Source organism: Endozoicomonas sp. SESOKO1 (assembly GCF_024606265.1).
In the GTDB taxonomy this organism is placed as follows: Bacteria; Pseudomonadota; Gammaproteobacteria; order Pseudomonadales; family Endozoicomonadaceae; genus Endozoicomonas.
Genome location: NZ_JAHHPP010000165.1, coordinates 1 through 24,287, shown reverse-complemented (window position 1 = coordinate 24,287; position 24,287 = coordinate 1). Strand labels below are relative to the sequence as shown.

Sequence of the window (24,287 nt, the reverse complement as noted above, 5' to 3'; positions counted from 1 at the left end):
GAGCGCAACACTGGCAGTGTTGAGGTCAGCGGTTCGATCCCGCTTAGCTCCACCATTCTTATCGCGGGAAAAGCTCAGTTGCTAGAGCGTAACCTTGCCATTGTTGAGGCCGCACTTGTTGTGACAAAAATTAACCTCGTTTCCTGCTCCAATTAAAAAAATCAGCCATCAGGGCTGATTTTTTTTAATTGAATCTTCTATCCCTCTGACCTGTCAAACCTGTACCTGCTCTGGATTTCGAGCGGTCCCTGGCTATGGCTATAGCTTGCCTTGACGAGGCAGGGGGCGACACTATCGCTGCTTTTTCAGTGCCTTGAAGCCTTCTTTCAGCAATTCAACCAATTTGTAGTCATTCTTGGCTGCATAAACTTTAAATTCCCTGGAAAACTCGGGAGAGACTCTGAAGCTGAGCCCGACCCACTCATCTTTAGATGCTTTGGATTGCTGTTTATCTTTTTTTGAGGAGGGGTTTTTGGGTTTTGCTTTCTGTCTGGGCATGATTTTTCCACATTCTTTTTGTTGAGGGTTGTGTGATATATCGTCAGCGGTGAAAAACAGTTTAGATAAGACAGCCTCCCTGGCGGGGGCTGGGCTTGAGATGTTCCGGTGACCATTTGAAAAATGGACCCCGGTAGTCTGGACATCATTAGACTCCGGGCTTTACTGAACTGAAGGTGCCATCTATTAGTAGTCATATAACCTCTTTCAATAAACTACAGATAATCAGGTTATTTCCTATGAATAATAAGCTGCCTCATAATTTTTACTTACCAGCCCCCGGGCGGTTCACTGATGATATTGGCCAAACAGGAAGTTCTGGTCGCGACGGGCCAGGTGATGGATCGCAAGCTGGCTTTCAAGGGGGCAGGCGAGTGGCAAAAACATCATTCATCCGTTGTTATCTAGCCTCCGGGGATGGGCGTGACAGGTCTCTATTCAATTTTGGTGCAACCGCAGAGCGAAAAGTTGAAGTTGTTCCAGTTCTGCCAATTCCAGATCAAATTGACAGTGGTTTCAGTGCGTTGAAAATTAATCAACCTGAGCAGGCATTGTTGCATGCGGAGTCAGTGCTGCTGAGAGAGGGTAGTAGTATCAAAATGCTTCGTGATGCGTCTTTGTTGAAAGCGCGCGCCCATTATAATCTAAACCGCTATGAGGAGAGTTATCAGTTTATATCTTCATTGCCTCTCTGGATCCGTGAGGATAAAAGTATTCAAATGTGCCTTGGTCTGGTTTTCCAGCATCTGGGGATGCTGGAGTCGGCAAAGTCGGTGTTAGAGAATTTGTTTTATAACGAGAGTCCTCTTGAGGGTGACAAGTTAAAGCATGGATTGGCGCTTGGGTTTGTTTATCGGCTCATGGGTCAGTTGAATGACGAGCGACTGCATTACCATTGGCTGGCCCAGGAGTTGAGTGGTAAATACAGCGAGCTTGAGAATGCTATTGAGAAAAATGCCAGGTTATTGGCTTCCATTCAGGGGAAGGCAACCGCGTGAAAGTAGTCATCCTGAACGATGCCTGATGTGGGCGATGTGTTGTTGAGGTGAGAGGACACCGGCGAAAGCCGGTGTATGGTCAGTATTACAGTACGTCGATACTGTTCAGATCGCGATGAGCCTGTTCGAGACGGGAGATCATGCTCTCCTGACCGGCACGCAGCCAGACGCGGGGGTCGTAGAATTTCTTGTTTGGCTTGTCAGCGCCTTCAGGGTTGCCCAGCTGGCCCTGCAGGTAAGCCTCGTTCTTCTTGTAATAGTTCAGAATACCTTCCCAGCATGCCCACTGGGTGTCTGTATCGATGTTCATCTTCACGACGCCGTAGGAGACAGATTCGCGAATCTCTTCCAGGGTAGAGCCAGAGCCGCCGTGGAATACGAAGTTCAGGGACTTGGCAGGAATGTCGAACTTCTCTGAGCAGTATTTCTGGGAGTTGTCCAGAATCTTTGGTGTCAGTTGAACGTTACCTGGCTTGTATACGCCATGAACGTTACCGAAGGAAGCAGCGATGGTGAAACGGTGGCTGATCTTGCTCAGGATTTCGTAAGCGTAGGCAACGTCTTCTGGCTGGGTGTACAGCATGGAGCTGTCCATATGAGAGTTGTCCACACCGTCTTCTTCACCGCCAGTACAGCCCAGTTCGAATTCCAGTGTCATGTCCATCCTGGCCATACGCTTCAGGTATTCGGCGCAGGTAGCAACGTTTTCTTCCAGAGACTCTTCAGACAGATCGAGCATGTGAGAGGAGAACAGTGGTTTGCCGTGTTGCTCGTAAAACTCTTCTCCTGCAGTCAGCAAGGCGTCAATCCATGGCAGCAGCTTGCGGGCAGCGTGGTCAGTGTGCAGGAGTACCGGGATGCCGTAAGCTTCTGCAACTGCGTGCACATATTTTGCACCGGCAATAGCGCCCAGGGCACCGGCAGGGTCAGTCTTGAGGCCCTTGCCTGAGAAGAAAGACGCGCCACCATTGGAGAACTGAATGATAACTGGAGACTTAACCTTGGCCGCAGCTTCCAGAACTGCGTTGATTGAATCGGTACCAACAACGTTCACTGCCGGCAGCGCAAATTCACCGGCTTTGGCAGCATTAAAGATTTTCTGAACGTCATCACCGGTAACGACGCCTGGCTTTACCAGGTCCAGGATTTTTTGGGACATGTGACTGATCCTTCCTCGATCAAGGGTTAACAGTGTGTTTCAGTTTGAATGCTGTGTCTGGTCAGGATTTCTTTTGTTACAGCCCAGGCTCAATGACGGGGACGAATCATTCGTCATTTTATGATCAGGGCTAAAAAATTCCGGTTTAGACACTTCAAATTCTCGCTAATGATACGGAAAGGTTACAACAGGTAAAGCCTTTTTTCCTAATGAATAAAAAACTATGGCAGTGAGATCTTATAACTGTTGTTTATTGCTGTTTGCCTGTGTTCTTGTCTGGTGCGGTTGTGTTTTTCCAGTGGCCTGATGTTGAAAATATTTTTTCAGTTTATTGGTGTTTATTGAGAATGCTGTTTTTTATCGGCCTTTGCGGGTGGGGTAAGTATGGAAAAAAGCATGTCAATGTATGAATGCTGTTGATCTATTTTGATGCTCTTTTGGCAAAAAAAATCAATAGTGGTTTCTTGATTTGAATCAGTATTTTTGCGGTTTTCTTGTGTTGTAATAATGAAACAGCAAACGTCATATTTCTAATTTGAAGATTTAATTTATTTTAAATTGTTTTTTGGAATATAAAATTTTGCGCTGTTCGAGAAGTCTGCAAAGGCTGATGCCTGCAATTTTATCGAAATAGAGAATTTACCAATAACTGGCAATGGTCAGGCATTAATACTCAGGATCCACTATCTTGAGCTATCTTGAGAATGTTGAAATAGAAGACGGAAATCTGATGATTGCCAGTTTATCCAGTTTATTAAATAGCATTTCCATTCCGGGCAAAAATATAAAATGAACAGCCTCGGAATTATAGATGGTTTTTAAAGGTTATCTTCGTTAACTACTAGAGGACGATAATCATGGCCGGAAAAAAGCAGGCTGAAAAAACTGTAAATAAAGATGCAGTTGTTCAGGATGTTGACGCTCAGATTAATGCATTAATTGAGCGGGCAATGGTTGCAAGGGAGAAATTTCTTAAGCTGACCCAGGAAGATGTCGACAGGGTCACAAAAGCCATGGCTCTGGCAGGTCAGGCTGCTCATATGGAGCTGGCCCGGATGGCTGTTGAAGAGACCGGCCGCGGAATCATGGAAGATAAGGTGACCAAAAACATCTTTGCGACCGAGTACGTTTACCACTCCATCAAATACGACAAGACCGTAGGCGTTATTGAAGATAACGCTGAAGAAGACTTCATGCTGGTTGCCGAGCCTGTAGGCATTGTTTGTGGTGTTACTCCGGTGACCAACCCGACATCCACCACCATGTTCAAGTCCATTATTTCGACCAAAACCCGTAACCCGATTATTTTTGCCTTTCATCCTTCTGCTCAGAAATGTTCCAGTGAGGCTGCCCGGATTGTTCGTGACGCAGCGGTTGCGGCCGGTGCACCTGACGACTGTGTGCTGTGGGTTGAGCACCCCTCCATTGAAGCCACTCAGAAGTTGATGACGCACCCTGAAGTTGCCGTCATTCTGGCGACTGGTGGCTCCGGCATGGTTCGGGCGGCCTACTCTTCCGGCAAGCCTGCGCTGGGCGTAGGTTCAGGTAACGTACCTTGCATTATTGACCAGTCTGCAGATATCAAACAGGCCTGTAATGACCTGGTAATGTCCAAGAGCTTTGATAATGGCATGATCTGCGCCTCCGAGCAGGCTGCGATTGTGCATCAGGCGGTCTACAAAGAGGTCGTCAAAGAGTTGAAGTCTCAGAATGTTTACTTCACTACGCCGGAGGAAACCAGCCGACTGGCTGAAGTTGTCATTCATGACGGGCATGTCAACAGTAAGATTGTTGGTATGAAGCCGTCTTATATTGCAGGGCTCGCCGGTATCAAGGTGCCTGAGAATACCCGTATTCTGGCCGCAGAAATTGAGGGCGTCGGACCTGAGTTCCCACTGTCCCGCGAAAAGCTGTCTCCCGTCCTGGGGGTGCTCAAGGCTAAAAATGTCCATCATGCCATTGAGCTGGCGGATCAGATGCTGAACTTTGGCGGTCTTGGACACTCTGCCGTCCTGCATGCCCAGGATAACCAGGTGATTGATGAGTTCTCCCTGGCCATGAAAGCCGGTCGTATCATTATCAATTCACCCAGTACCCACGGTGCCATTGGTGACATTTACAACACCAATATGCCCTCCCTGACTCTGGGTTGTGGTACCTACGGTGGAAACAGTACCACCTCCAACGTATCGGCCGTAAACCTGATCAATGTCAAGCGTGTCGCCAAGCGCCGGGTCAATATGCAATGGTTTAAACTGCCCAGAAAGATCTACTTCGAAGCCAACTCTCTTCAGTACCTTGAAAAAATGCAGGACATTTCTCGTGTATTTATCGTTACTGATGAGATTATTCAGTCCCTGGGTTATGTCGATAAAATCCTCTACCACCTGAGAAAGCGTGCCACACCGGTTCAGGTTGAAATTTTCAATCAGGTTGAGCCTGACCCAAGCCTGGAAACCGTTCGCAATGGTGCCCGGGAAATGGCGCGGTTTAATCCGGATGTGATCATTGCCCTGGGTGGTGGTTCACCGATTGATGCGGCCAAGGGCATGTGGCTTTTCTATGAACAGCCAGACGCTGACTTTGCCGGTATGGCCCAGAAATTCCTGGATATCCGCAAGCGTGTCTATAAATTCCCACATCTGGGTAAGAAGGCGAAGCTGGTTGCGATTCCGACCACTTCCGGTACCGGTTCTGAGGTAACATCGTTCGCTGTTATTACCGATAAGGAAAAAGGCGCCAAGTACCCACTGGCTGACTATGAGCTGACTCCGGATGTGGCGATTATCGATCCTAACCTGGTACTGACTGTTCCAAAGAAAGTGGCAGCAGACACTGGCCTGGATGTGCTCACTCACGCCATGGAAGCTTATGTGTCCATCATGGCTTCAGACTACACCGATGCCCTGGCGATGAAAGCGATTCAGCTGGTCTTTGATTATCTGCCAGAGTCTTATGATACCGCAGACAAAAAAGCCCGGGAGAAAATGCACAATGCGTCCTGTATGGCCGGGATGGCTTTTGCCAACGCCTTCTTGGGGGTAAACCATGCCATTGCCCACAAGCTGGGTAATGAGCTGCATATTTCCCACGGTCAGGCTAATGCCGTGCTGTTGCCTCACGTGATTGAGTATAACGGCTGCCCTAACCCAACCAAGGTAGCGTCATTCCCGAAATACCAGTACTACATTGCCCATGAGAAGTATGCTGAGATTGCCAAAATGCTGGGCTTGCCCGCCAGGACTCCGGAAGAGGGCGTTAAATCCCTGGCCAATGCGGTCCGTGATTTGATGAAGCGACTGGATATGCCTCTGTCTCTTCAGGAAATTGGTGTCGATGAGTCTCTGTTCAAGAGTAAAATCAGCATGCTGGCTAACCACGCCTTTGAAGACCAGACAACAACGGCCAATCCTCGTTTGCCATTGATTTCTGAGCTGGAAGAATTGCTCCTTAAGGCTTACTACGGTAAATAACCTTCGACTGAAATATGTCGTATGCCTCTAACCAGTCTTTGGTTAGAGGCATTTTTTTTAGCCTGGAAAAAGGCCATTCGATCGAATTTAGCCAGTTTGTGTGCCTGATGAATTAAAACTCACTGACTTCTGAAGGTCGGCCCCGATAGAATCCAGTATGCTGTCAGTTTGTCCATGAAAGACTGACCTGCATCTTTTGCCAGCTCTGGATTTTTCTTTGGTTTGTTCCTAGATTTTTTCTTTATAAATACAGGCACAGCTAATAGATAAAATAATAACTGGATAGATTTAGTGGGGTACAAAATAGGTGATTACAAAAAATTTACATTTTTTTTGGACGGTAAAAGTACCGGGATTTAGTGGTTTCCAGCTTACTGCCCTGTAAACAAGTTTGCTTTGGTGTTGTTTTTTGATGATGTGGAAAAGTAATCCCTGTTGGTGCACTTGTTAATATTTAATCTTGCTTAAGTTTGGATTTTTTGATTTTTTTGTTATCAGCCCTGAATTACAACGGTTTTGAGATGTTTTGGGTTTATCTCTTGAGATTTTTATGCGATTAGAGTCGTTATTATATTGTTGAGATATTGAGATATATTGTCGAATAGTTCCATAGAGTCTTGTGTTTAAAACACTGTGGTTATTGATGGTTGTTCATATTTGATAATTTCGCTAAATGTGATTTGCGTTGAAAGAAGCGGGGAGAGGGGCTGTAACAGGCTTGACTAGCGGGCTTACAGTCCGCATCATCACAATAGGTAAAGGTTCTGATCTGAATGTATGAATCGCAACGGATGTTATTGGTTGGCTAAGACAGAGTCACAAGGCGGTTCGGTGAGAGTACATACAAAAAACCGGAGTTAATCAAAATACTCTTTTTGAAGAGCATGTTTTTGAAAAGCATGCTTCTGAAGAGCATGGCGGCTTTGCTGAATTCCGGTTTTTCGATCAAACTCTATATCACACTGGTGACGTATGAAACTAGCCGGTGGCTTCGACAAACGGTTGATCCCGGATGAGATACGGTGTGAGATTGTGTGTTATGACTTGTTCTTCTTTGCATATTTTTAACTCCGTGCCACCAATAAGTCAACCTTTGTCAGTAAGTTTGCGTGCTTCAGGGATACATGTCCTGTGCAGTGGATTTCGAAATACGACAGCTAACCAGTATTGTGCTTGATTAAGGAGCTACTGTGGCTGGATAAAAGCTGTGATCCGTCGTTAAGTTTTGTGGTTTGGTGTTCGGGTTTTTGCAGTAGGTGTTTTTACGGTGCTGCATTCGCTAAAGAAATCCTTTTTACTAAGAGGAAGGGCGGAAACTCCGCTTTGATTAACGGTATTGGAGACATCATGATCAAGATTGCTATTAATGGCTACGGCCGTATCGGTCGCAACGTACTGCGCGCACTTTACGAAGCTGGCCGTCGCGATGAATACCAGATTGTTGCCATTAATGATTTGGGTGACACCAAAATCAATACTCACCTGACCAAGTACGACACGGTTCATGGCCGTTTCAACGCACAGGTTGAAGAAGGCGAAGGTGCTCTGTTTGTAAACGGTGACGAAATCAAGACTTTCTCTGAGCGTGACCCTTCCAGGCTGCCATGGGGCGAGCTGGGTGTGGACGTTGTCTTTGAATGTACTGGTGTTTTCCGTTCCAAGGATTCCTGTAAGCCACATCTGGATGCAGGCGCCAAGAAAGTTATCATTTCTGCTCCTGGCTCAAACGTTGACGCAACCATCGTTTACGGTGTGAACCACGACACTCTGACCGCAGACATGACCGTTATTTCTAACGCTTCCTGCACCACTAACTGTCTGGCTCCTATTGCCAAGCCACTGAACGATGCCCTGGGCATTGATAAGGGTCTGATGACCACTATCCATGCGTACACTAACGATCAGCGTCTGAGCGATGTATACCACTCTGACCTGTATCGTGCCCGTGCAGCTGCCATGAACATGATCCCAACCGCTACCGGTGCTGCTGCGGCAGTGGGTGAAGTTGTTCCTGAACTGAAAGGCAAGTTCGACGGCATGGCTGTTCGCGTACCGACTATCAACGTTTCCCTGGTTGACCTGAGCTTCGTTGCTGCCCGTGAAACCACCGTTGAAGAAGTGAACGGCATCATTGCTAACGCTGCCAAGTCCAGCCCGGCAATGTCGACGGTTCTGTCTGTAAACTACGAAGAACTGGTTTCCATGGACTTCAACCACAGCCCGTTCTCCTCTAACTTTGATGCTACTCAGACTCGTGTTCTGGGCAACCTGGTCAAGGTTATGTCCTGGTACGACAACGAGTGGGGCTTCTCCAACCGTATGCTGGATACTGCCAAGGCCCTGATGAACGCGTAAGGCATTTTCAAAGATGAACCGGTGAACTGGTGAACCCAATACAGGCTCGTTTAACGGGCCTGTGTTGGTTACGATAAATGAGATGTAATAACCCGAGTCAGACTGTTGGCAAGCTATTGGTAAACAAAGAGAAGACAGTGTTACGGGGCAAAATGGCTCCTATACTTGAACGGCACTTTCTTCTTTTGTTTGCGCTTTTGTTTGCAATCTGTCCAATAAATTTATCCTGCAGGGCAGAGGTGTACAGGTTGTGAACGGCTGTCGTGCACATTATTAATCCATTAAGGCCTGTCGCTTGCTGTAATGACTCCGGAGGGTGGCATAAAGCCTTTAATAGGTTGAAGGCACCCACGAGAGCGGCGGGAACACAAGCGAGAGGATTATCATGCTCAGACGCACCAAAATTGTGGCAACCCTTGGGCCCGCTACAGAATCTGAAGAACAACTGCAAAAGCTGATCGAAGCTGGAGTCAACGTTGTTCGCCTCAACTTCTCCCATGGTGATCCGGAAGATCACAAAGCCCGTGCCAAAACCATCCGTGAAATTGCTGCAAGGCTGAACCGTCCCGTTGCCATTCTGGGTGATCTGCAGGGGCCAAAGATCCGCATTGGCCGTTTCCAGAATGGTAAAATTCATCTTCCTGATGGAGCAATCTTTAACCTGGATGCCAGTCTTCCCATTGATGACGGTGATGAAACCCAGGTGGGACTCGGTTATAAAGATCTGCCAAACGACTGCAAGGTTGGCGACATACTGCTTCTAGATGACGGGCGAATCAGTCTGGAAGTTATGGCTATTGATGGTCCGTGCATTAAAACCAGGGCAATCAATGGTGGTGAACTGTCCAACAACAAGGGCATTAACCTTCAGGGTGGCGGTCTTTCTGCGGCGGCATTAACGGAAAAAGACAAGCAGGACATTCTTCTGGCAGCAGAGCTGGAAGTGGATTATCTGGCGGTATCTTTTGTCCGTCATGCCAGCGATGTTGAAGAAGCCCGTCGTTTGCTCCGGGAAGCCGGGGGAACTGCCGCTATACTGTCCAAGATCGAGCGGGCTGAGGTGGTAAATGACCATGAACTGCTGGCTGAAGTGATTTCTGCATCTGATGCCGTGATGGTTGCCCGAGGTGATCTGGGTGTTGAAATTGGTGATCCTGAGCTGATTGGTGCCCAGAAGCACATGATTAACGAAGCCCGTCGTTTGAATAAACCGGTTATTACGGCCACTCAAATGATGGAATCGATGATTCACAACACCCAGCCAACCCGGGCAGAAGTTTTTGACGTCGCCAATGCGGTACTCGATGGCACTGATGCCGTGATGTTATCCGGTGAAACGGCGACCGGCCAGCGCCCGGATGAAGTGGTTAAGGCCATGAGCCGCATCTGTCTTGGTGCTGAAAAACAGTCTGTTGAATACATGACGGAGCGTCGGGTAGGTAAATTTGCGCATGTTGATGAGGCTATCGCCCAGGCAACCATGTTTGCAGCTAACCATCAGGATGATATCAAGGCCATCGTCTGTCTGACGAAAAGTGGTGCCACACCGTTATGGATGTCCAGAATCAATACCCGCCTTCCTATTTTTGCCCTGACCCGTTACCAGACCACCGAGCGTCGAGTTGCCCTGTATCGTGGTGTGGAGGCAGTGGCTTTTGACAGTGGTATAGAGTACGGTCCAGAAGTCAATGGACGTGCAATTAATGTCCTGAAAGAGCGTGGTCTTCTGGAAGTGGGTGACAGGATTATTTTGACCAAAGGCGAAAGTCAGGAAGTCGAAGGTGGAACCAACACCATGCAGATTCTCAGTGTGAGCTGATCCTGGCTTCAGGCCCTGTTAACCGTGCTGTGTGAATGGTTGTGTAAACAGGGCCTGACTGCAGAACCTAACTTATTATTTCTAATTGCTTTACCAGCATTTAGGCACTTGGAAGGAGAAGAGCCTGGCATGACCGAATTAAAGAGAGTCGGAGTTTTGACTTCCGGGGGAGACGCTCCCGGTATGAATGCGGCCATCCGTGCAACGGTTCGCGCCTGTATTTACTACGGTATTGTTCCCGTAGTGATTCAGGAAGGCTACAAAGGGTTGATCGAGAACCGCATGGAAGTGGCGGATGCCCGTACGGTTGCCAATATTATTAATCAGGGGGGGACCTTCCTGAAATCCGCCCGTTGTCAGGAATTCCGTGAGAAAGAAGGCCGTGTCAAGGCCTACGAAAATGCACGGGCTGCTGAGCTGGATGGCCTGGTGGTGATTGGTGGCGATGGCTCCTTCACCGGAGCCATGCTGCTGGAAGAAGAGCATGGCCTGCCTTGTATCGGGGTTCCCGGAACCATCGATAACGACATTTACGGTACTGACTTCACCATCGGTTATGATACGGCCCTGAATACCGTAGTCGAAGCCATCGATAAGATTCGTGATACGGCAACTTCTCATAACCGCCTGTTTTTCATTGAAGTCATGGGTCGTGATGCCGGCTTTATTGCCCTGAATACGGGTATTGCTTCTGGTGCAGAGGATATCCTGATTCCTGAGCAGGAAAAGACGATTGAATTGTTCATGGACTCTTTGCAGAAGAGCGGCCGTGCAGGCAAAACCTCCAGTATCGTTGTGGTTGCTGAAGGTGATCGCAGTGGTGGTGTTTTTGAACTGTCCCGTGCTGTGGAAGAGAAGTTCCCTGAATATGAAGTGAAAGTGACAGTGCTGGGGCATATCCAGCGTGGTGGCAAGCCTACCTGCTTTGACCGTGTTCTGGCCAGCCGTCTTGGTGTTGCTGCTGTCGAAGCCCTTCGTAATGGCGACAGTGGTATTATGGTGGGGGTTCGTGACCAGCAGGTGGTTAAAACACCGCTGGAAAGGGCTATCAGCAAGCACAACCAGATTGACAATCATCTGATGAGAGTGGCTCAAATCGTTTCAGTCTGATGCTCTGGTGCGCACTGGTGATGACTGCAGTTCTTTAAGACGGAAAGCCTCTGAAAATGAGGCTTTTTGCTTTCTTCCCTGCCGGTATTTGACCGGTCCCGCGTCTGTGAAGTGATCTCATTTCATGAGCAGGCTTCATAGCCGATTGTTGTAACCGCCGCAGGTAATAGTTATGACTATCTTTGACTCTCTCAAAAAAAGTCTGGGTTTTAATTCAAATGAGGGAACCGTCCTGAGGGCGCCTTTGACGGGAAAGATTGTTCCCATAGAGGATGTTCCAGATCCGGTATTTGCCGACAAGGTGGTGGGCGATGGTCTGGCAATTGACCCAGCCGGGAATGTTATGGTCGCTCCCTGTGATGGTGTGATTGGCAAGATTTTTGAAACCAATCATGCTTTCAGCATGGAAACACCCTCAGGCGTTGAACTGTTTGTCCACTTTGGCATTGATACCGTGGAGCTGAAAGGGGAAGGATTTAAACGAATAGCGACAGAAGGGCAGCAGATTAAAGCGGGTGATCCTGTGGTTGAAGTGGATCTCATGTTGCTGAAGGAAAAGGCAAGGAGTGTGGTAACGCCTATTGTTATCTCCAATATGGATGATATCAGTCATCTGGAGAAGTCCAGCGGGGATGTGCTGGCAGGGGTTGATACGCTATTGACTGTCTATATGAAGTGAGTCACTGGCAATAATGGCCAACCGGGGTGGTTTGGCCATTGAAGCAAAGCCTATTCTCGGACAGGCTCCTGGATACCGTCAGTTTTTAGCCATAAATGAAGGGATTTTCATTTGTTGATATCTGGCTATGTCTTCAGCAAATTCTGGCGCATCCTTATTAGCCATTGCCATCTCAAGGTCAGCAGCGTCAATTTTTTTATCAGCACCGACGGCGTTATTGAAGCTTGTAACGGCTGCGTTGAATTTTGCTCTAGCCCGCTGAACATCAATACTGCACGCCATGAAATCATTAGTACCTCGTCGTGTTTTTTGTAAAACATTTTTACACGTTTCCATCTGTTCCAGGGCAGAGCAAAGGGCGTCAAATTTCTTCTTGATGGTTTCTGGATTATGACGGGCCTGTTTTGCTGGTTGTTCAACATTCTTTTCTGCAGCAGGTTTGTCAGTGGCGTCATTTTCAACGTCCGGGCCGGTTTGCTTTGTTGCTAGTTGTGTTGGTTGAGAAAACTGGACAGATCGGGTCTGGATACTGGTTTCCATGGGGTTTGATGAAAAAATGGATGACAGGAATGATTTGACTGTGTTTGCTACCGTGACCTTAAACCGGCCAAAACATCCCTCTGATTTATCGGTTCCCTGCGTTTTGCCGTCGTTGATTGCCGGTGTATGGTTGACAGGTTGATGGCCGCTGCCGACTCCATCCATAGCTGTGTCTCCCTGAAACAATAGAAAATATCTGTGTCGGCCAGCGTGGCTGATTGATGAGGGAAAGCCAGAAGATATAGCGCCATATCTTCTGGTGCATTGGCGGAACTGAAGTTTACATTGATTTCATGGTTTCCTGCATCTCTGTGCGAATATTGTCTGAACGTGGTCCGAAGATGGCTTGCATATTCTGGCCAACCACCACGACGGCTGTCGCCCCCAGCTGTTTGATCCGGTCAATATCGACACTGTCTGTATCGCCAACGGTGACTCTGAGACGGGTAATACAGGCATCCAGATTTTTAATATTGCCTTTTCCTCCAAACGCATTAATCAGGTCAACGGCCAGCTCGCTGGATGACCCAACACTGACTTCACTCTCACTCGCATCTTCGCGCCCGGGTGTTTTCAGGTTAAGTGCCAGGATCAGTACCCGGAAAATAACGTAGTAAAGAACCGCATAGAGCGCCCCGAGTATAATGATCCAGACCGGTTTGGTGGCAATGCCGAAATAGAGCACGTAGTCGATCATGCCATTTGAGAAGGACATGGCCATCTTGATGTCCAGATAGTTGGTGATGGCGTAAGCCATACCAGCCAGCAGGGCATGAATACCATAGAGCAGCGGGGCGACAAACAGGAAAGAAAACTCAATGGGCTCTGTTATACCCGTCAAAATGGAAGTCAGTGCTGCAGAGAGCATGATACCGCCGGCCTTCGCTCTGTTTTCCGGTTTTGCACAATGCCACATGGCAATGGCTGCAGCCGGCAAACCAAACATTTTGAACAGGTAGCCGCCGGCAAGAAAACCCGCGGTTGGGTCACCGGCAAAGAAGCGGGCAATATCGCCATTAAATACCGTGCCAGACTCATCAATAAACTCACCCATCTCCATGTGGAAAGGTACGTTCCAGATATGGTGCAGGCCAAAGGGGATGAGCAGCCTTTCGACAAAGCCATAAACAAACCCTGCCGCTTCCGGGTTTTCATTCACTGACCATTGGGAAAAGGCATTGATAACGGACTGGATAGGAGGCCAGATAAAGCTAAGCAGGATACCAAGGAAAATGGCGCCAATGCCGGTAGCAATGGGGACAAAACGCTTGCCAGCAAAGAAGCCAAGATATTCCGGTAACTGAATTTTGTAATACCGGTTAAACATCATCGAAGCCAGTATACCGACAATAATACCGCCAAAGACTCCGGTATCAATGGTACTGATGCCCATCACGGATGCCGGTTCAAAGCCCAGGTGGCTGGCCATGATACCCATGGTGCCGAGCATAATGACAAAACCAACGACAGCAGCCACTGAAGATACACCGTCGTTTTCTGTGAGCCCTATGGCCGTACCAATGGCAAAAATTAAGGGTAGATTACTGAATACGGCACCGCCGGCCTGGGCCATAATGCTGGAAATAAGATCCGGTATGAACGAAAATCCCGCGCTGCCCACGCCCAGAAGAATCCCGGCGACAGGCAGTACGGCAACCGGCAGCATTAACGCTCTGCCAATTTTTTGCAGCGTACCGAAAGTACTTTTGATCATGAGGGTGGCTCCGGAAAGGGAATAACAGATCAGAAAGTGATTCAACAGCAGCCGGTTCGACTGGAACCCCAGACTGCCATCAGGCATCAGGGTTGCGGTTATCCTGCTGCTGTCAGATTGAGTTAATCCCGGTCAGTGTGTTGGAAGAGAAAAATAATAATTCACAAGAATAGACTAACTGGGTGCTTTGCTAAGGGGATATTGTCAGATTCAGCTGGTTGTAGATGGAATTCAGTAGATTGATAAGTATATGCCGAAATTATTTGATCTGCGTCAAGTAATCATGTGCAGTATTTACGTATTATTCTCGGCGTGCAGCGGATCAATGAGAGCAGGTTCCAAAAACAGGAAATGGCCTGCACCGGGTCCAGACAGCAAGAACCACAGCATGGATATTAGAATAGAAGCGGGAGCTTTCATTCGATCCAGCCTGTAAGCCCCGGAGTGTTATATCCGGGGATTTTCTTACCGGATGCTGAGGATCACAATCCATTTTTTATGGAGATATAATAAGAAGCGGGAACATCAGCGTGACAGTCGATGAAGCTCAGGTTTGAGGGGACCTGGGCTTTTTTTTATCTTTTCAGAAAATGTTACGATTATTAACGGATGTGCGTATATTAATACATCGTAGTTTCTCTTCATAAGACAGGGCGCAATTGGGGCTGGGCAATGGGGTGGATTCATGCAATATCTGATTACCGGTGGTACGGGGTTTATTGGGCGTCGGCTGGTTCATCGTCTGCTTAATGAAGGGCATCAGGTCGTTGTGCTGAGTCGCCAACCGGCTAAAGACGTTCGTCTGCAACTATCTACCCGGGTGAAGCCTATTCCATCACTGGCGGCTGTTAATCCATCCTCGTATTTTGATGCGGTGATTAATCTCGCCGGTGAAGGTATTCTCGATAAAAGATGGAGCCAGGCGCGCAAAAAGATCCTTTTGGATAGCCGCATTGGGGTTACTTCAGAGCTGGTTGACCTCATTGGGCGGATGGAGAATAAACCGGGCTGTTTCATCAGTGCTTCTGCGGTTGGGTATTATGGCTTCGCTCGACCCGGAGAGGAGCTGGATGAGTCAGCGACAGTAGGCAGTGGTTTCGCGGCAACCCTCTGTGATCGCTGGGAGCAGGTGGCCAGGCGGGTTGAGACTTTGGGGGTTCGCACCTGTATCGTCAGAATCGGTGTGGTGTTGCATCCAGGCGGCGGGGCGTTGCAGAAGATGTTACCGGTTTTCCGTCTGGGGCTGGGGGGACCAATCGGTAATGGCCGACAGATCATGTCCTGGATACATATGGATGATATGCTCAATGCATTGGTCTATCTGGTAAACCACCCGGAAACCAGCGGTGTCTTCAATGCCGTTGCTCCGGAGATTCTGACCAACAAGGCATTTGCCAAAGAGCTTGGGCGTGCCGTTCGCCGACCGGCTATCCTGAGGACGCCTGAAAGTGTTCTTGCCCTGATGCTTGGAGAGTCTTCGCGGTTGTTGACGGAGGGGCAGGCTGTGACGCCCAGGCGACTTCAGGAGGCGGGCTTTACCTTCGCCTACCCCAATGCCAGGAAGGCATTGGCCTCATTGCTGGCATACCTGCGATAAACCCTGCTCGTCGGGGGGGCTGGCTACGATCATTTCAGAGTTGCAAATTAATTAACGATCACAAAGATTTTTTTATAAACTTGCAAAACTGATTAAATCTATCTCAAGGCTGAGAACCATGACCCAGGCATTGGCCATCAAGAATTTGAAAAAAGTATACGACGACGGATTTGTTGCCCTGAAAGGGGTAAACTTGGAGGTTGGCAAAGGCGATTTTTTTGCCTTGCTGGGTCCCAATGGTGCCGGCAAATCCACCACCATCGGAGTGATTTCATCACTGGTTCGAAAGTCTGAAGGAAGTGTCTCTGTCTTCGGCCATGACATTGAGCGTGACCTGGTCCGGGCCAAGCGCTCACTGGGGGTTGTTCCCCAGGAATTTAACTTTAACCAGTTTGAAAAAGTCGAAGACATTCTGGTCAGTCAGGCTGGCTATTACGGACTTTCTGTCCGACAGGCAAGGCCCCGCATTGAACACTACCTTAAAAAGCTTGGTTTATGGGACAAACGGTTTACCCAGTCCCGAATGTTGTCTGGCGGTATGAAGCGGCGTTTGATGATTGCCAGGGCGTTGATCCATGAACCCGAATTACTGATTCTTGACGAACCCACCGCTGGCGTGGATATAGAACTGCGCAGAAGTCTGTGGGAGTTTATCCAGGAGATAAACGACCAGGGCACTACGATTATTCTGACCACCCACTATCTGGAAGAGGCGGAACAACTCTGTCGTAATATTGCCATCATCGATCAGGGTGAAATCGTGGAAAACACCAGCATGAAACGGCTGCTGAGCCTGTTGCAGAAGGAAAGTTTTGTCCTGGATTTGCGCCAGCCTATCGGGCAGATACCGCTATTTTCAGGCTATAAGGTGAGCAAAATTGACAGCAACTCGCTGGAAGTGGAAGTGGATAAGCATACGGGCGTGAATGATCTGTTCAGGCAGTTGACTGAGCTTAGGATAGAAGTTGCCAGCATGAGAAATAAAACCAATCGGCTGGAAGAGCTGTTTGTCAATATGACCAAAGGTGCTTTGAACAGTGCCTTGAAAGATGAAAGTGTAATGGGAGACAAAGCGTAATGTCAGGCTTGGAGAATGGGGGCTTGGGGAATGAACAGCGCCGGGACCTGCCGGAAAGGCCACAGCACAGTGAGTTTCGTTATCACTGGGTGGCCTTTGTCACCATCTTTGCCAAGGAAGTCCGACGCTTTATGCGAATCTGGCCGCAAACGCTGTTACCGTCGGCGATTTCCATGGTGCTCTATTTTGTCATTTTTGGTGCGGTGATTGGCGCTCGCATTGGCACCATGAGCGGCTTCAGTTATATGACGTACGTATTGCCGGGATTGGTCATGATGTCGGTGATTACCAACAGTTTCAGCAACGTAGCCTCCAGCTTCTTCAGCAATAAATTTCAGCGAAGCATTGAAGAGGTCCTGATCTCACCCGTTCCCAACTGGATCATTCTGGCGGGTTATGTGCTCGGTGGGGTTGCCCGGGGGGTGATTACCGGGGCTATCGTCATGGGGCTCGGCCTGTTCTTTGTTGAGCTGGATGTCCATGATGTGTTTGCCACCTTACTGGCCGTGGTCATGACTGCCACCCTGTTTGCCCTGGGCGGGTTTATCAATGGTGTGTTTGCCAGAAAGTTTGATGATGTATCAATTATTCCGACCTTCGTATTGACGCCAATGACCTACCTTGGTGGTGTATTTTACTCGATTGAAATCCTGCCCGGGTTCTGGCAGAAAGTCTCGATGCTGAATCCGATTCTCTATCAGGTGAATACGTTTCGTTATGGTCTTTTAGGGGAGGCGGGTGGTGTTGATATCCGCTTTGCCTTTGTGGTTATGTTGCTGGCTATATTGTTACTGGGTGCCTGTAGCTTGCACCTGCTGAAAACCGGTCGTGGCCTGAGAAGTTGATGGTTGTTTGAAATGAGTGATGTCCTGCATGCTTCACCGCTGGGTAAAAACAGCGACTACAAATCGGAATACGACCCTTCGCTGCTGTTTCCCATTGAGCGGCAAGAAAAGCGTAAAGAGCTGGGTATTGATCCGGATAATTTGCCGTTTTACGGTCGTGATCTCTGGTATGGCTACGAGCTTTCCTGGCTGAACCTTTCCGGGAAGCCGGTGGTGCGCGTTGCCCGGTTTGAGCTGCCCTGTAGTTCCCCCCGCCTGATTGAATCCAAGTCGTTCAAACTGTATCTCAACTCGTTTAATCAATCCCGGTTTGAAAGCAGTGAACAGGTTGCAGACTGTATCGCCCGGGACCTTTCTGCCGTAGCAAAAGCACCGGTGGCCGTGCGGCTATATACCATCCATGAATTTGAGGCCCGTGCTTTTGACCGTGCGCCGGGAACCAATATTGATGAAGTGGATACAGTTGTGGATTGTTACCAGTATGACCCAACCCTGCTGGCCAGAAGCTCAACGGACGATCAATCAGGGTCTGATGGTGGATTGGTCAGTGAGACGTTGCATACCCATCTGCTCAAATCCAACTGCCCGGTGACCGGCCAGCCGGACTGGGGAACGCTGGTGGTCAGCTATCGTGGTGAGCCGGTTGATCATGCATCGCTGCTGAAATATGTCTGTTCATTCAGGGATCATCAGGAGTTCCATGAACAGTGTGTTGAGCGAGCGTTTGTTGATCTGCAAAAACACTATCGGTTTGCCGAGCTGACGGTCTATGCCCAATATCTGCGGCGGGGTGGGCTGGATATTAACCCCTGGCGCAGTACATCAGACAGCAAACCAGGGGCGCTCAGGTTTATTCGACAATAGGATTTCCCGCCAGGCGCAGTAAGCGGGAAGGTCGAAGCTTAATCGGTCTTGCTCATGGTATGCCTGGCCAGATCCGATAATTCTTTTAATCTCATTGATTTCTCTGTCTCATCCATTGAAGACAGAGTGACTTTTTGAACAGCGTCCCGGTAAGCCTGCTGCTCAAGGTAACACCCCTCAAAACGAATTTTCAGCATTTGTGCCAGGTCAATTCTTTTTCCGCGGACACAAAACTCAATGAGCGGATTGAGCAGGAACAATTTGTCACTGACCTCTCCGGGAAGGTGCCAGGCATAAGACGCGATAAAACCCTCGAAACGGGGAATCTCGTGGGGTTTGAAGACCCAAACTATGTTTTTCCTGTTATTCAGAATTTCCTGAACGGTGTCTTTAATGACTTGTTTGCCAGCTGCCTCGGGAGTTGCGAGATTCAGCAATCTATGGACAGAACTCTGGTGAGATGGATTTTTGAGGGCTGCGATAAGGTGCTCGTCGGTAAGGCAAACATTGAATTCTTTTGCAATAGAGTCTGCCCTGTCGTAATTAAGCCTGGTAAAGCAGAGATTCATCAGGGAGTAGGCCAGCTTTTCACTCTTGATGCCGTGCTTGAAAAATTCCGTAAAGAAATTCACTATGTCTTGGTATTTTGTTTCATCCAGCTTTCGTAGCCATTCAGAGTCTTCCAGACATTTTGCCAGCCCGTCAGCCAGAGTATTCCCGGCAAACTCCAGGGATTGGGTATCTTGCAGATTTGCCAGGTGCAGTATTGCTTTGCCATGGTCGTAAAGGGAGAGTTCACCGGATTTATTAGGTTTAGTGTCTGGACCGTATTCCCGGATCAGTTTATCGAGAGCTTTGGTACGTTCATGGTCTGATGTGCATTTCTGGAGCACTGTTTCCAGAGCTTTGGTAGGTTCAGCGTAGGGTGCGTAATCCTGGACCAGTTCATCGAGAGCTGTCTTGAGACGGTCTGCTTCAAGATTTGCAGTTGCTTTGCAGGTCTCTTTAATATGAGCGGCATGGTCGAAATCTTTCCGGTCGAAGAACAACTCAAGAGCTGAATTCGCCAGTGTACTATCATCATGGTCACAACCTGCCAGCAAACAGTCGATAAGCGCTTTAAGCTTATTGTACTCTTCCGGGGGCAAACTGCGGATAGATGATAAGTTATCCTGCAAGACGGTTTTCAGGATATTCCCGACTGTTTGGGCAGCCTGATCCGGGGATGACAGTTTCAGCGACGCCAGTAATGATTGTACCCGGTCGGCATCTTTTTCTTTTACGGCCTCATCAAGGGCTGGTAAAACCTCTTCAGGTTCCATCTCGATTGCAGGCTGCGGATCGGTGGTTAAGCTGGTTTCGGATTGTGTACCTGTATCTGCAGGGCAGTCTGGGTCAGGAGATGAAACTTTTCTGTCGGCAAGTCTGTCGGCAAGGGCCGTATCTGGACCTGTGTCGGTTTTTACGTAGCCAATGGCATGGAGTAGCCTGGTAACGACAGAGCCAAACCAGCTGCTTTTAGCCTTCTCTGGTTTTTCTGTTGACTGGTCAGGAAGCTCCTGCCTGTCTGGGTTAAGCTGTGGAGACGACGGTGGAATATTTGCGGGTTGCATAATTCAGTACCTCACTGAGTCTATTATTGTTAGTACTCAATAAGACAATAAAAAAACTGATTAGTTGCGGACCATTTAACGAAAGTCCCAGGTTAATCCTCAGGTTCAAGGTGACGGATCCAACCCCGGACCGCTCCGGCGCAGCCGACTCAGAATGTTTTGCGCGTCGACATTCCCCTGGTTGGCGGCCTTGCCAAACCAGGTCAGGGCAACGGCGTAGTTCTTCTCTACCCCCTGGCCATTCAGGTGCATCCAGCCCAGATGATATTGCGCGGCGGGGTGCCCCTGGTCGGCAGCCTTGCGGTACCAGGTCAGGGCCTTGTCGTAGCTCTGTTCCACCCCCAACCCTTTCTGATACATCCGGCCCAGGATGTTCTGCGCGGGTGCATCTCCCTTGTTGGCAACCTTGTTGAACCAGATAAGGGCCTCGACGGCCTTTTGCCCCGTCTCCAGGGCCTCCCAGAGCATCCAGCTCACGTTGTCTTTCGCGACGTCTGCTCCTTGGTTGGCGGCCTTGAGGTAACAGGTGAAGGCTGCGGTGTAGTTCTGCTCCACCCCCAGACCCTTATGGTACATCCTGCCCAGGTTGTTTTGTGCGGGGGCGTATTCCTGGCCAGCAGCCTTGCGAAACCAGGTCACGGCCCTGGTGTAATTCTGCTCTACCCCCAGACCATTCGCGTACATCCAGCCCAGACTATTTTGCGCATCGGCGCTCCCATGGGCGGCAGCCTTGCGGAACCAGGTCAGGGCCCTGTCATAGTCCTGCTCCACCCCCAGACCATCATAGTACATGATGCCCAGGCTGTTCTGCGCGTTGGTGTCCCCCTGTTGGGCTGCCTTGCAGAACCAGCTTATAGCCTTGACATTGTTCTGCTCCACCCCCAGTCCGTTTCGGTACATCCAGCCCAGGCTGTATTGCGCTACCTTGCTATTGGTGGTCAATCCCGCACTGATCAATAGCGCTGCTATTTCCCAGTGTTGTTTCTTTAACGACAGGTTTAAAGGGTTTTTCCTATCCAGGATTGAGCGCTGGGCAGGGTTGAACCCGGTTAACAGAATCTCCCTCACATTCTCGATCTGGTTGCCCTCAATTGACTTGAACAGTTCCTGTCGCAGATTTACGGGGCGGGACATTGGGGGAGTACTGCCCATTATCAGGCGGAGGTCAATTGGACATCGTGGTGATTGTTTCACCCACATGCTTATACATGTGTGGTGAAATTCATGGGCACACGGCTGCAGTCTTACGACTGTAGTCGTGTCCTTTATTCGGATCTTTCGCCCCAGGGCCGTTGAAGTTCGAGAGCGCCTTATGCCCGGACTTTCTTTGACCGGAACCAGGCAGATGGCACAAGATTGACTGACACTGTCCATAATTTGTCAGACTTTTCCATAAGCCTGAAGTTCAATTTGAGGGGGGGTGGGTGTCAACGGTCCTTAAACTTCATCGCCACCGAGTTGATACAATAGCGCAGACCGCTAGGTTCCGGTCCGTCCGGGAATACGTGTCCCAGGTGAGCACCACAATTAGAACAAAGGACTTCAGTACGCTCCATACCCAGGCTATGGTCTTCCTGCAGGGTTATCGCATCACTGTCGATGGTCTGATAGAAGCTTGGCCAGCCACATCCCGCATCAAATTTAACCGAAGAGTCAAACAGCTTTTGCTGGCAGCAGACACAATGAAAGACACCATCTTTCTCAAAGAAGTTGTATTCGCCGGTAAACGGTTGCTCGGTCCCTTTTTCACGGCACACATGGTACTGTTCCCCGGTAAGCACTTCCCGCCACTGTTCATCTGACTTTTTTTCTGTCATCTCATACTGCCCTCTTATTTGACGTTCATCAGCAAATAGAGACTTCCGTGAACTGTCTCGCGGCAATAAGGATAACCGCCCGGACAAAAAGTATCTACACTAGTGCAACTCCCGGCAGATCAATTCATAATGCCACGCAGCAACTCAAAGAACCTGAAACCATCGGTAAGACATCCATGAAGGATATTGAAAAATCCACCAAGCTTGACAATGTCTGTTACGACATTCGCGGCCCCGTTCTTCGTGAAGCCAAACGGCTGGAAGAAGAAGGGCACCGTGTCATTAAATTGAACACGGGCAATCCCGCAGCGTTTGGCTTTGATGCCCCCGATGAGATTACCCAGGACGTTATCCGTAATTTGCCGCTGTCCCAGGGGTACTGCGATTCCAAAGGCCTGTTTTCCGCCCGCAAGGCCATCATGCAGTACTGTCAACAGAAGAATTTTCCTCCCATTACGGTTGACGACATTATTATTGGTAACGGGGTCAGTGAGCTGGTGGTCATGACCATGCAGGCATTGCTGAATAATGGCGATGAGATGCTGATTCCGGCGCCGGACTACCCCCTGTGGACTGCCGCTGTTCATCTGTCCGGCGGTCGTGCTGTCCATTACCGGAAGGATGAGCAGTCGGACTGGTGTCCGGATATTGAAGATATCCGCAGTAAAATCACCGCCAAAACCCGGGGTATTGTGGTTATCAACCCGAACAACCCTACCGGTGCGGTTTATCCCGATGACGTTCTGAAAGAGATCGTTCAGCTGGCCCGAGAACACGACCTGATCATATTTGCTGACGAAATATACGATAAAATCCTCTATGACGGCGTTGAGCACACGGCCCTGGCCTCTCTGGCAGATGACGTGCTTTGTATCAGTTTTAACGGACTGTCCAAATCTTACCGGGTTGCCGGCTTCCGCTCTGGCTGGCTGGTGGTTTCCGGCCCGAAACACAATGCCAGAAGCTATCTGGAAGGCCTGGAAATGCTGGCTTCAATGCGCCTCTGTGCCAACGTGCCCGCGCAACATGCCATCCAGACAGCATTGGGTGGTTACCAGAGTATTAATGATCTGATACTGCCCGGCGGCAGGCTGCTTGAGCAGCGCAACCGGGCATGGGAAATGTTGAACCAGATACCGGGCGTCAGTTGTACAAAGCCCAAAGGCGCACTCTACCTGTTCCCCAGACTTGACCCTGAACAGTATAAGATCCATGATGATGAGCGGCTGGTACTGGATTTCCTTCTTCAGGAAAAAGTGCTGCTGGTCCAAGGCTCTGCCTTCAACTGGCCTGAGCCTGATCACCTGCGAATCATTTCGCTACCGAGGACAGAAGACCTGGAAACGGTAATGACCAAACTGGAGCGGTTCCTCAGCCGATACAAGCAGTAATATCTGAATGCCTGCCGAACCTCCCCGCAAATTTAGAACCCCCATTATAAACGCTTATGATTCCGGGCATAAACTGGTGGTTCCACTTCGGCAGGCTCCGTTATGCATTTCCATGTATGCATGTGCGTTGCATGGTTGTTGCGCTTTTCTGTACCAGGAAAAGAATGACGGGATTGAACTTCTTTTCTTTATTTTTGTCTGAAAGGTTTAAACGATGGTCAAATCTGTAACAGAACTTATAAGGGAAGAAAAAACGTAAAGGGGATTACTATCATGGATAATACACATCCCACAACATCGAACGCAAAACTGAACACATCATCCTCTGTGAATCCACCCGACAATGACTGCAAAAAAACCAGGGCGCCGTCACGTAAAACCGGGAAATCAGGCAGACGGCAGGTTCGATCTACAGCACCAGCACAAACACACCAGCTTATTTTGAAAAAGATGATTTCTGAAGTGGATGCACTGGGCAACTTCATGAAATACAGTTTTCAAACCTATAATCCAGACGCTTCAGAGGAGCAAGGAGAGTTACTGCGCGATATTGATACAGAACAACTGATGAAGCGTATTAAAAAGTGTAATGATTTGCACCAGCAGTGCGTCAGGGCAATGCCAACTTCTCCAAATGTGGCAACACTTGAACGCCTGATGGATGCTACAGATTACTATGAAAAATTCCGGAAAAATTTTTATAAAAAAGTAAATAAAATTTCCGATAGCATCTCCCG

The 24,287-nt window shown here is 48.9% G+C and carries 19 protein-coding genes, 1 tRNA gene and 1 pseudogene; 13 read left to right on the top strand and 8 right to left on the bottom strand.

Going from position 1 to position 24,287, the window contains the following annotated elements:
* Positions 1-63 precede the first annotated feature (63 nt).
* Positions 64-151 (top strand) — tRNA-Gly (locus tag KDK13_RS08260).
* A gap of 140 nt (positions 152-291) precedes the next feature.
* Here KDK13_RS08260 and KDK13_RS08255 read toward each other — a convergent pair.
* The gene (locus KDK13_RS08255) at positions 292-498 is read right to left on the bottom strand and encodes a hypothetical protein (protein ID WP_257284503.1); all 207 of its coding nucleotides are present in this window, start codon (positions 496-498) and stop codon (positions 292-294) included.
* Positions 499-872: 374 nt separating this feature from the next.
* Between KDK13_RS08255 and KDK13_RS08250 the strand changes: the two genes are divergently transcribed.
* Positions 873-1,496, top strand: coding sequence for a hypothetical protein (locus tag KDK13_RS08250; RefSeq protein ID WP_257284502.1), 624 nt, complete (start codon positions 873-875; stop codon positions 1,494-1,496).
* Between the two features lie 85 nt (positions 1,497-1,581).
* On the opposite strand, the gene fbaA is transcribed toward KDK13_RS08250, so the two are convergent.
* Positions 1,582-2,655, bottom strand: coding sequence for a class II fructose-bisphosphate aldolase (fbaA, locus tag KDK13_RS08245; RefSeq protein ID WP_257284501.1), 1,074 nt, complete (start codon positions 2,653-2,655; stop codon positions 1,582-1,584).
* 857 nt (positions 2,656-3,512) lie between these two features.
* Here fbaA and adhE point away from each other — a divergent pair.
* The 5 genes from adhE to crr all read left to right on the top strand — a co-directional run bounded on the left by adhE (position 3,513) and on the right by crr (position 12,091).
* Complete coding sequence (adhE, locus tag KDK13_RS08240) at positions 3,513-6,128, top strand: bifunctional acetaldehyde-CoA/alcohol dehydrogenase (RefSeq protein ID WP_257284500.1); 2,616 nt, start codon at positions 3,513-3,515, stop codon at positions 6,126-6,128.
* Positions 6,129-7,472: 1,344 nt separating this feature from the next.
* On the top strand, positions 7,473-8,483 hold the full coding sequence (gene gap, locus KDK13_RS08235; protein WP_257284504.1) for a type I glyceraldehyde-3-phosphate dehydrogenase: 1,011 nt from the start codon (positions 7,473-7,475) through the stop codon (positions 8,481-8,483).
* A gap of 385 nt (positions 8,484-8,868) precedes the next feature.
* On the top strand, positions 8,869-10,302 hold the full coding sequence (gene pyk / locus KDK13_RS08230; protein ID WP_257284499.1) for a pyruvate kinase: 1,434 nt from the start codon (positions 8,869-8,871) through the stop codon (positions 10,300-10,302).
* Between the two features lie 129 nt (positions 10,303-10,431).
* Positions 10,432-11,412 (top strand): 6-phosphofructokinase, encoded by a 981-nt coding sequence (gene pfkA, locus KDK13_RS08225; protein ID WP_257284498.1) that lies wholly within the window; start codon positions 10,432-10,434, stop codon positions 11,410-11,412.
* A 172-nt stretch (positions 11,413-11,584) separates the two neighbouring features.
* Positions 11,585-12,091, top strand: coding sequence for a PTS glucose transporter subunit IIA (crr, locus tag KDK13_RS08220; protein WP_257284497.1), 507 nt, complete (start codon positions 11,585-11,587; stop codon positions 12,089-12,091).
* Between the two features lie 78 nt (positions 12,092-12,169).
* Here the strand turns inward: crr and KDK13_RS08215 are convergent, their stop codons facing one another.
* Both KDK13_RS08215 and ptsG read right to left on the bottom strand, forming a co-directional pair.
* Positions 12,170-12,631: a hypothetical protein gene (locus KDK13_RS08215; RefSeq protein ID WP_257284496.1), complete on the bottom strand. Its 462-nt coding sequence runs from the start codon at positions 12,629-12,631 to the stop codon at positions 12,170-12,172.
* Between the two features lie 280 nt (positions 12,632-12,911).
* Entirely contained in the window at positions 12,912-14,345 is a 1,434-nt protein-coding gene (gene ptsG, locus KDK13_RS08210; protein ID WP_257284495.1) for a PTS glucose transporter subunit IIBC, read from the bottom strand.
* Positions 14,346-15,030: 685 nt separating this feature from the next.
* Here ptsG and KDK13_RS08205 point away from each other — a divergent pair.
* The 4 genes from KDK13_RS08205 (at position 15,031) to queF (ending at position 18,729) form a co-directional block, all read left to right on the top strand.
* Positions 15,031-15,942 (top strand): TIGR01777 family oxidoreductase, encoded by a 912-nt coding sequence (locus KDK13_RS08205; RefSeq protein ID WP_257284494.1) that lies wholly within the window; start codon positions 15,031-15,033, stop codon positions 15,940-15,942.
* 118 nt (positions 15,943-16,060) lie between these two features.
* Positions 16,061-17,020 (top strand): ABC transporter ATP-binding protein, encoded by a 960-nt coding sequence (locus tag KDK13_RS08200; RefSeq protein ID WP_257284493.1) that lies wholly within the window; start codon positions 16,061-16,063, stop codon positions 17,018-17,020.
* Positions 17,020-17,865 carry an ABC transporter permease gene (locus KDK13_RS08195; RefSeq protein WP_257284492.1) on the top strand — a complete coding sequence of 282 codons (846 nt, stop codon included), beginning with the start codon at positions 17,020-17,022 and terminating at the stop codon, positions 17,863-17,865. The genes KDK13_RS08200 and KDK13_RS08195 overlap by 1 nt, the downstream gene beginning before the upstream one ends.
* A gap of 12 nt (positions 17,866-17,877) precedes the next feature.
* Complete coding sequence (queF, locus tag KDK13_RS08190) at positions 17,878-18,729, top strand: NADPH-dependent 7-cyano-7-deazaguanine reductase QueF (RefSeq protein ID WP_257284491.1); 852 nt, start codon at positions 17,878-17,880, stop codon at positions 18,727-18,729.
* A 38-nt stretch (positions 18,730-18,767) separates the two neighbouring features.
* Here the strand turns inward: queF and KDK13_RS08185 are convergent, their stop codons facing one another.
* From KDK13_RS08185 to msrB, 4 genes and pseudogenes are all read right to left on the bottom strand, one after another.
* On the bottom strand, positions 18,768-20,342 hold the full coding sequence (locus KDK13_RS08185) for a hypothetical protein (protein ID WP_257284490.1): 1,575 nt from the start codon (positions 20,340-20,342) through the stop codon (positions 18,768-18,770).
* A gap of 105 nt (positions 20,343-20,447) precedes the next feature.
* A complete protein-coding gene (locus tag KDK13_RS08180; RefSeq protein WP_257284489.1) occupies positions 20,448-21,476 on the bottom strand; it encodes a tetratricopeptide repeat protein in 1,029 nt (342 codons plus the stop codon).
* Between the two features lie 45 nt (positions 21,477-21,521).
* Positions 21,522-21,716: pseudogene (locus tag KDK13_RS19185) on the bottom strand (hypothetical protein); the annotation flags it as partial.
* Between the two features lie 53 nt (positions 21,717-21,769).
* Entirely contained in the window at positions 21,770-22,159 is a 390-nt protein-coding gene (gene msrB, locus KDK13_RS08175; RefSeq protein ID WP_257284488.1) for a peptide-methionine (R)-S-oxide reductase MsrB, read from the bottom strand.
* Positions 22,160-22,335: 176 nt separating this feature from the next.
* On the opposite strand from msrB, the gene KDK13_RS08170 reads away from it, so the two are divergent.
* Complete coding sequence (locus KDK13_RS08170) at positions 22,336-23,550, top strand: pyridoxal phosphate-dependent aminotransferase (RefSeq protein ID WP_257284487.1); 1,215 nt, start codon at positions 22,336-22,338, stop codon at positions 23,548-23,550.
* A 441-nt stretch (positions 23,551-23,991) separates the two neighbouring features.
* Positions 23,992-24,287: hypothetical protein (locus tag KDK13_RS08165; RefSeq protein ID WP_257284486.1), on the top strand; the 296-nt coding region annotated here is incomplete at its 3' end.

Excerpts from the sequence above, each read along its gene's own strand:
- KDK13_RS08185 (WP_257284490.1), bottom strand. The coding sequence starts at position 20,342 with ATGCAACCCGCAAATATTCCACCGTCGTCTCCACAGCTTAACCCAGAC.
- KDK13_RS08170 (WP_257284487.1), top strand. The coding sequence starts at position 22,336 with ATGAAGGATATTGAAAAATCCACCAAGCTTGACAATGTCTGTTACGAC.
- pfkA (WP_257284498.1), top strand. The coding sequence starts at position 10,432 with ATGACCGAATTAAAGAGAGTCGGAGTTTTGACTTCCGGGGGAGACGCT.
- KDK13_RS08255 (WP_257284503.1), bottom strand. The coding sequence starts at position 498 with ATGCCCAGACAGAAAGCAAAACCCAAAAACCCCTCCTCAAAAAAAGAT.
- KDK13_RS08200 (WP_257284493.1), top strand. The coding sequence starts at position 16,061 with ATGACCCAGGCATTGGCCATCAAGAATTTGAAAAAAGTATACGACGAC.
- fbaA (WP_257284501.1), bottom strand. The coding sequence starts at position 2,655 with ATGTCCCAAAAAATCCTGGACCTGGTAAAGCCAGGCGTCGTTACCGGT.
- KDK13_RS08195 (WP_257284492.1), top strand. The coding sequence starts at position 17,020 with ATGTCAGGCTTGGAGAATGGGGGCTTGGGGAATGAACAGCGCCGGGAC.
- KDK13_RS08205 (WP_257284494.1), top strand. The coding sequence starts at position 15,031 with ATGCAATATCTGATTACCGGTGGTACGGGGTTTATTGGGCGTCGGCTG.
- crr (WP_257284497.1), top strand. The coding sequence starts at position 11,585 with ATGACTATCTTTGACTCTCTCAAAAAAAGTCTGGGTTTTAATTCAAAT.
- pyk (WP_257284499.1), top strand. The coding sequence starts at position 8,869 with ATGCTCAGACGCACCAAAATTGTGGCAACCCTTGGGCCCGCTACAGAA.
- KDK13_RS08180 (WP_257284489.1), bottom strand. The coding sequence starts at position 21,476 with ATGTCCCGCCCCGTAAATCTGCGACAGGAACTGTTCAAGTCAATTGAG.
- ptsG (WP_257284495.1), bottom strand. The coding sequence starts at position 14,345 with ATGATCAAAAGTACTTTCGGTACGCTGCAAAAAATTGGCAGAGCGTTA.
- adhE (WP_257284500.1), top strand. The coding sequence starts at position 3,513 with ATGGCCGGAAAAAAGCAGGCTGAAAAAACTGTAAATAAAGATGCAGTT.
- queF (WP_257284491.1), top strand. The coding sequence starts at position 17,878 with ATGAGTGATGTCCTGCATGCTTCACCGCTGGGTAAAAACAGCGACTAC.
- KDK13_RS08215 (WP_257284496.1), bottom strand. The coding sequence starts at position 12,631 with ATGGAAACCAGTATCCAGACCCGATCTGTCCAGTTTTCTCAACCAACA.
- msrB (WP_257284488.1), bottom strand. The coding sequence starts at position 22,159 with ATGACAGAAAAAAAGTCAGATGAACAGTGGCGGGAAGTGCTTACCGGG.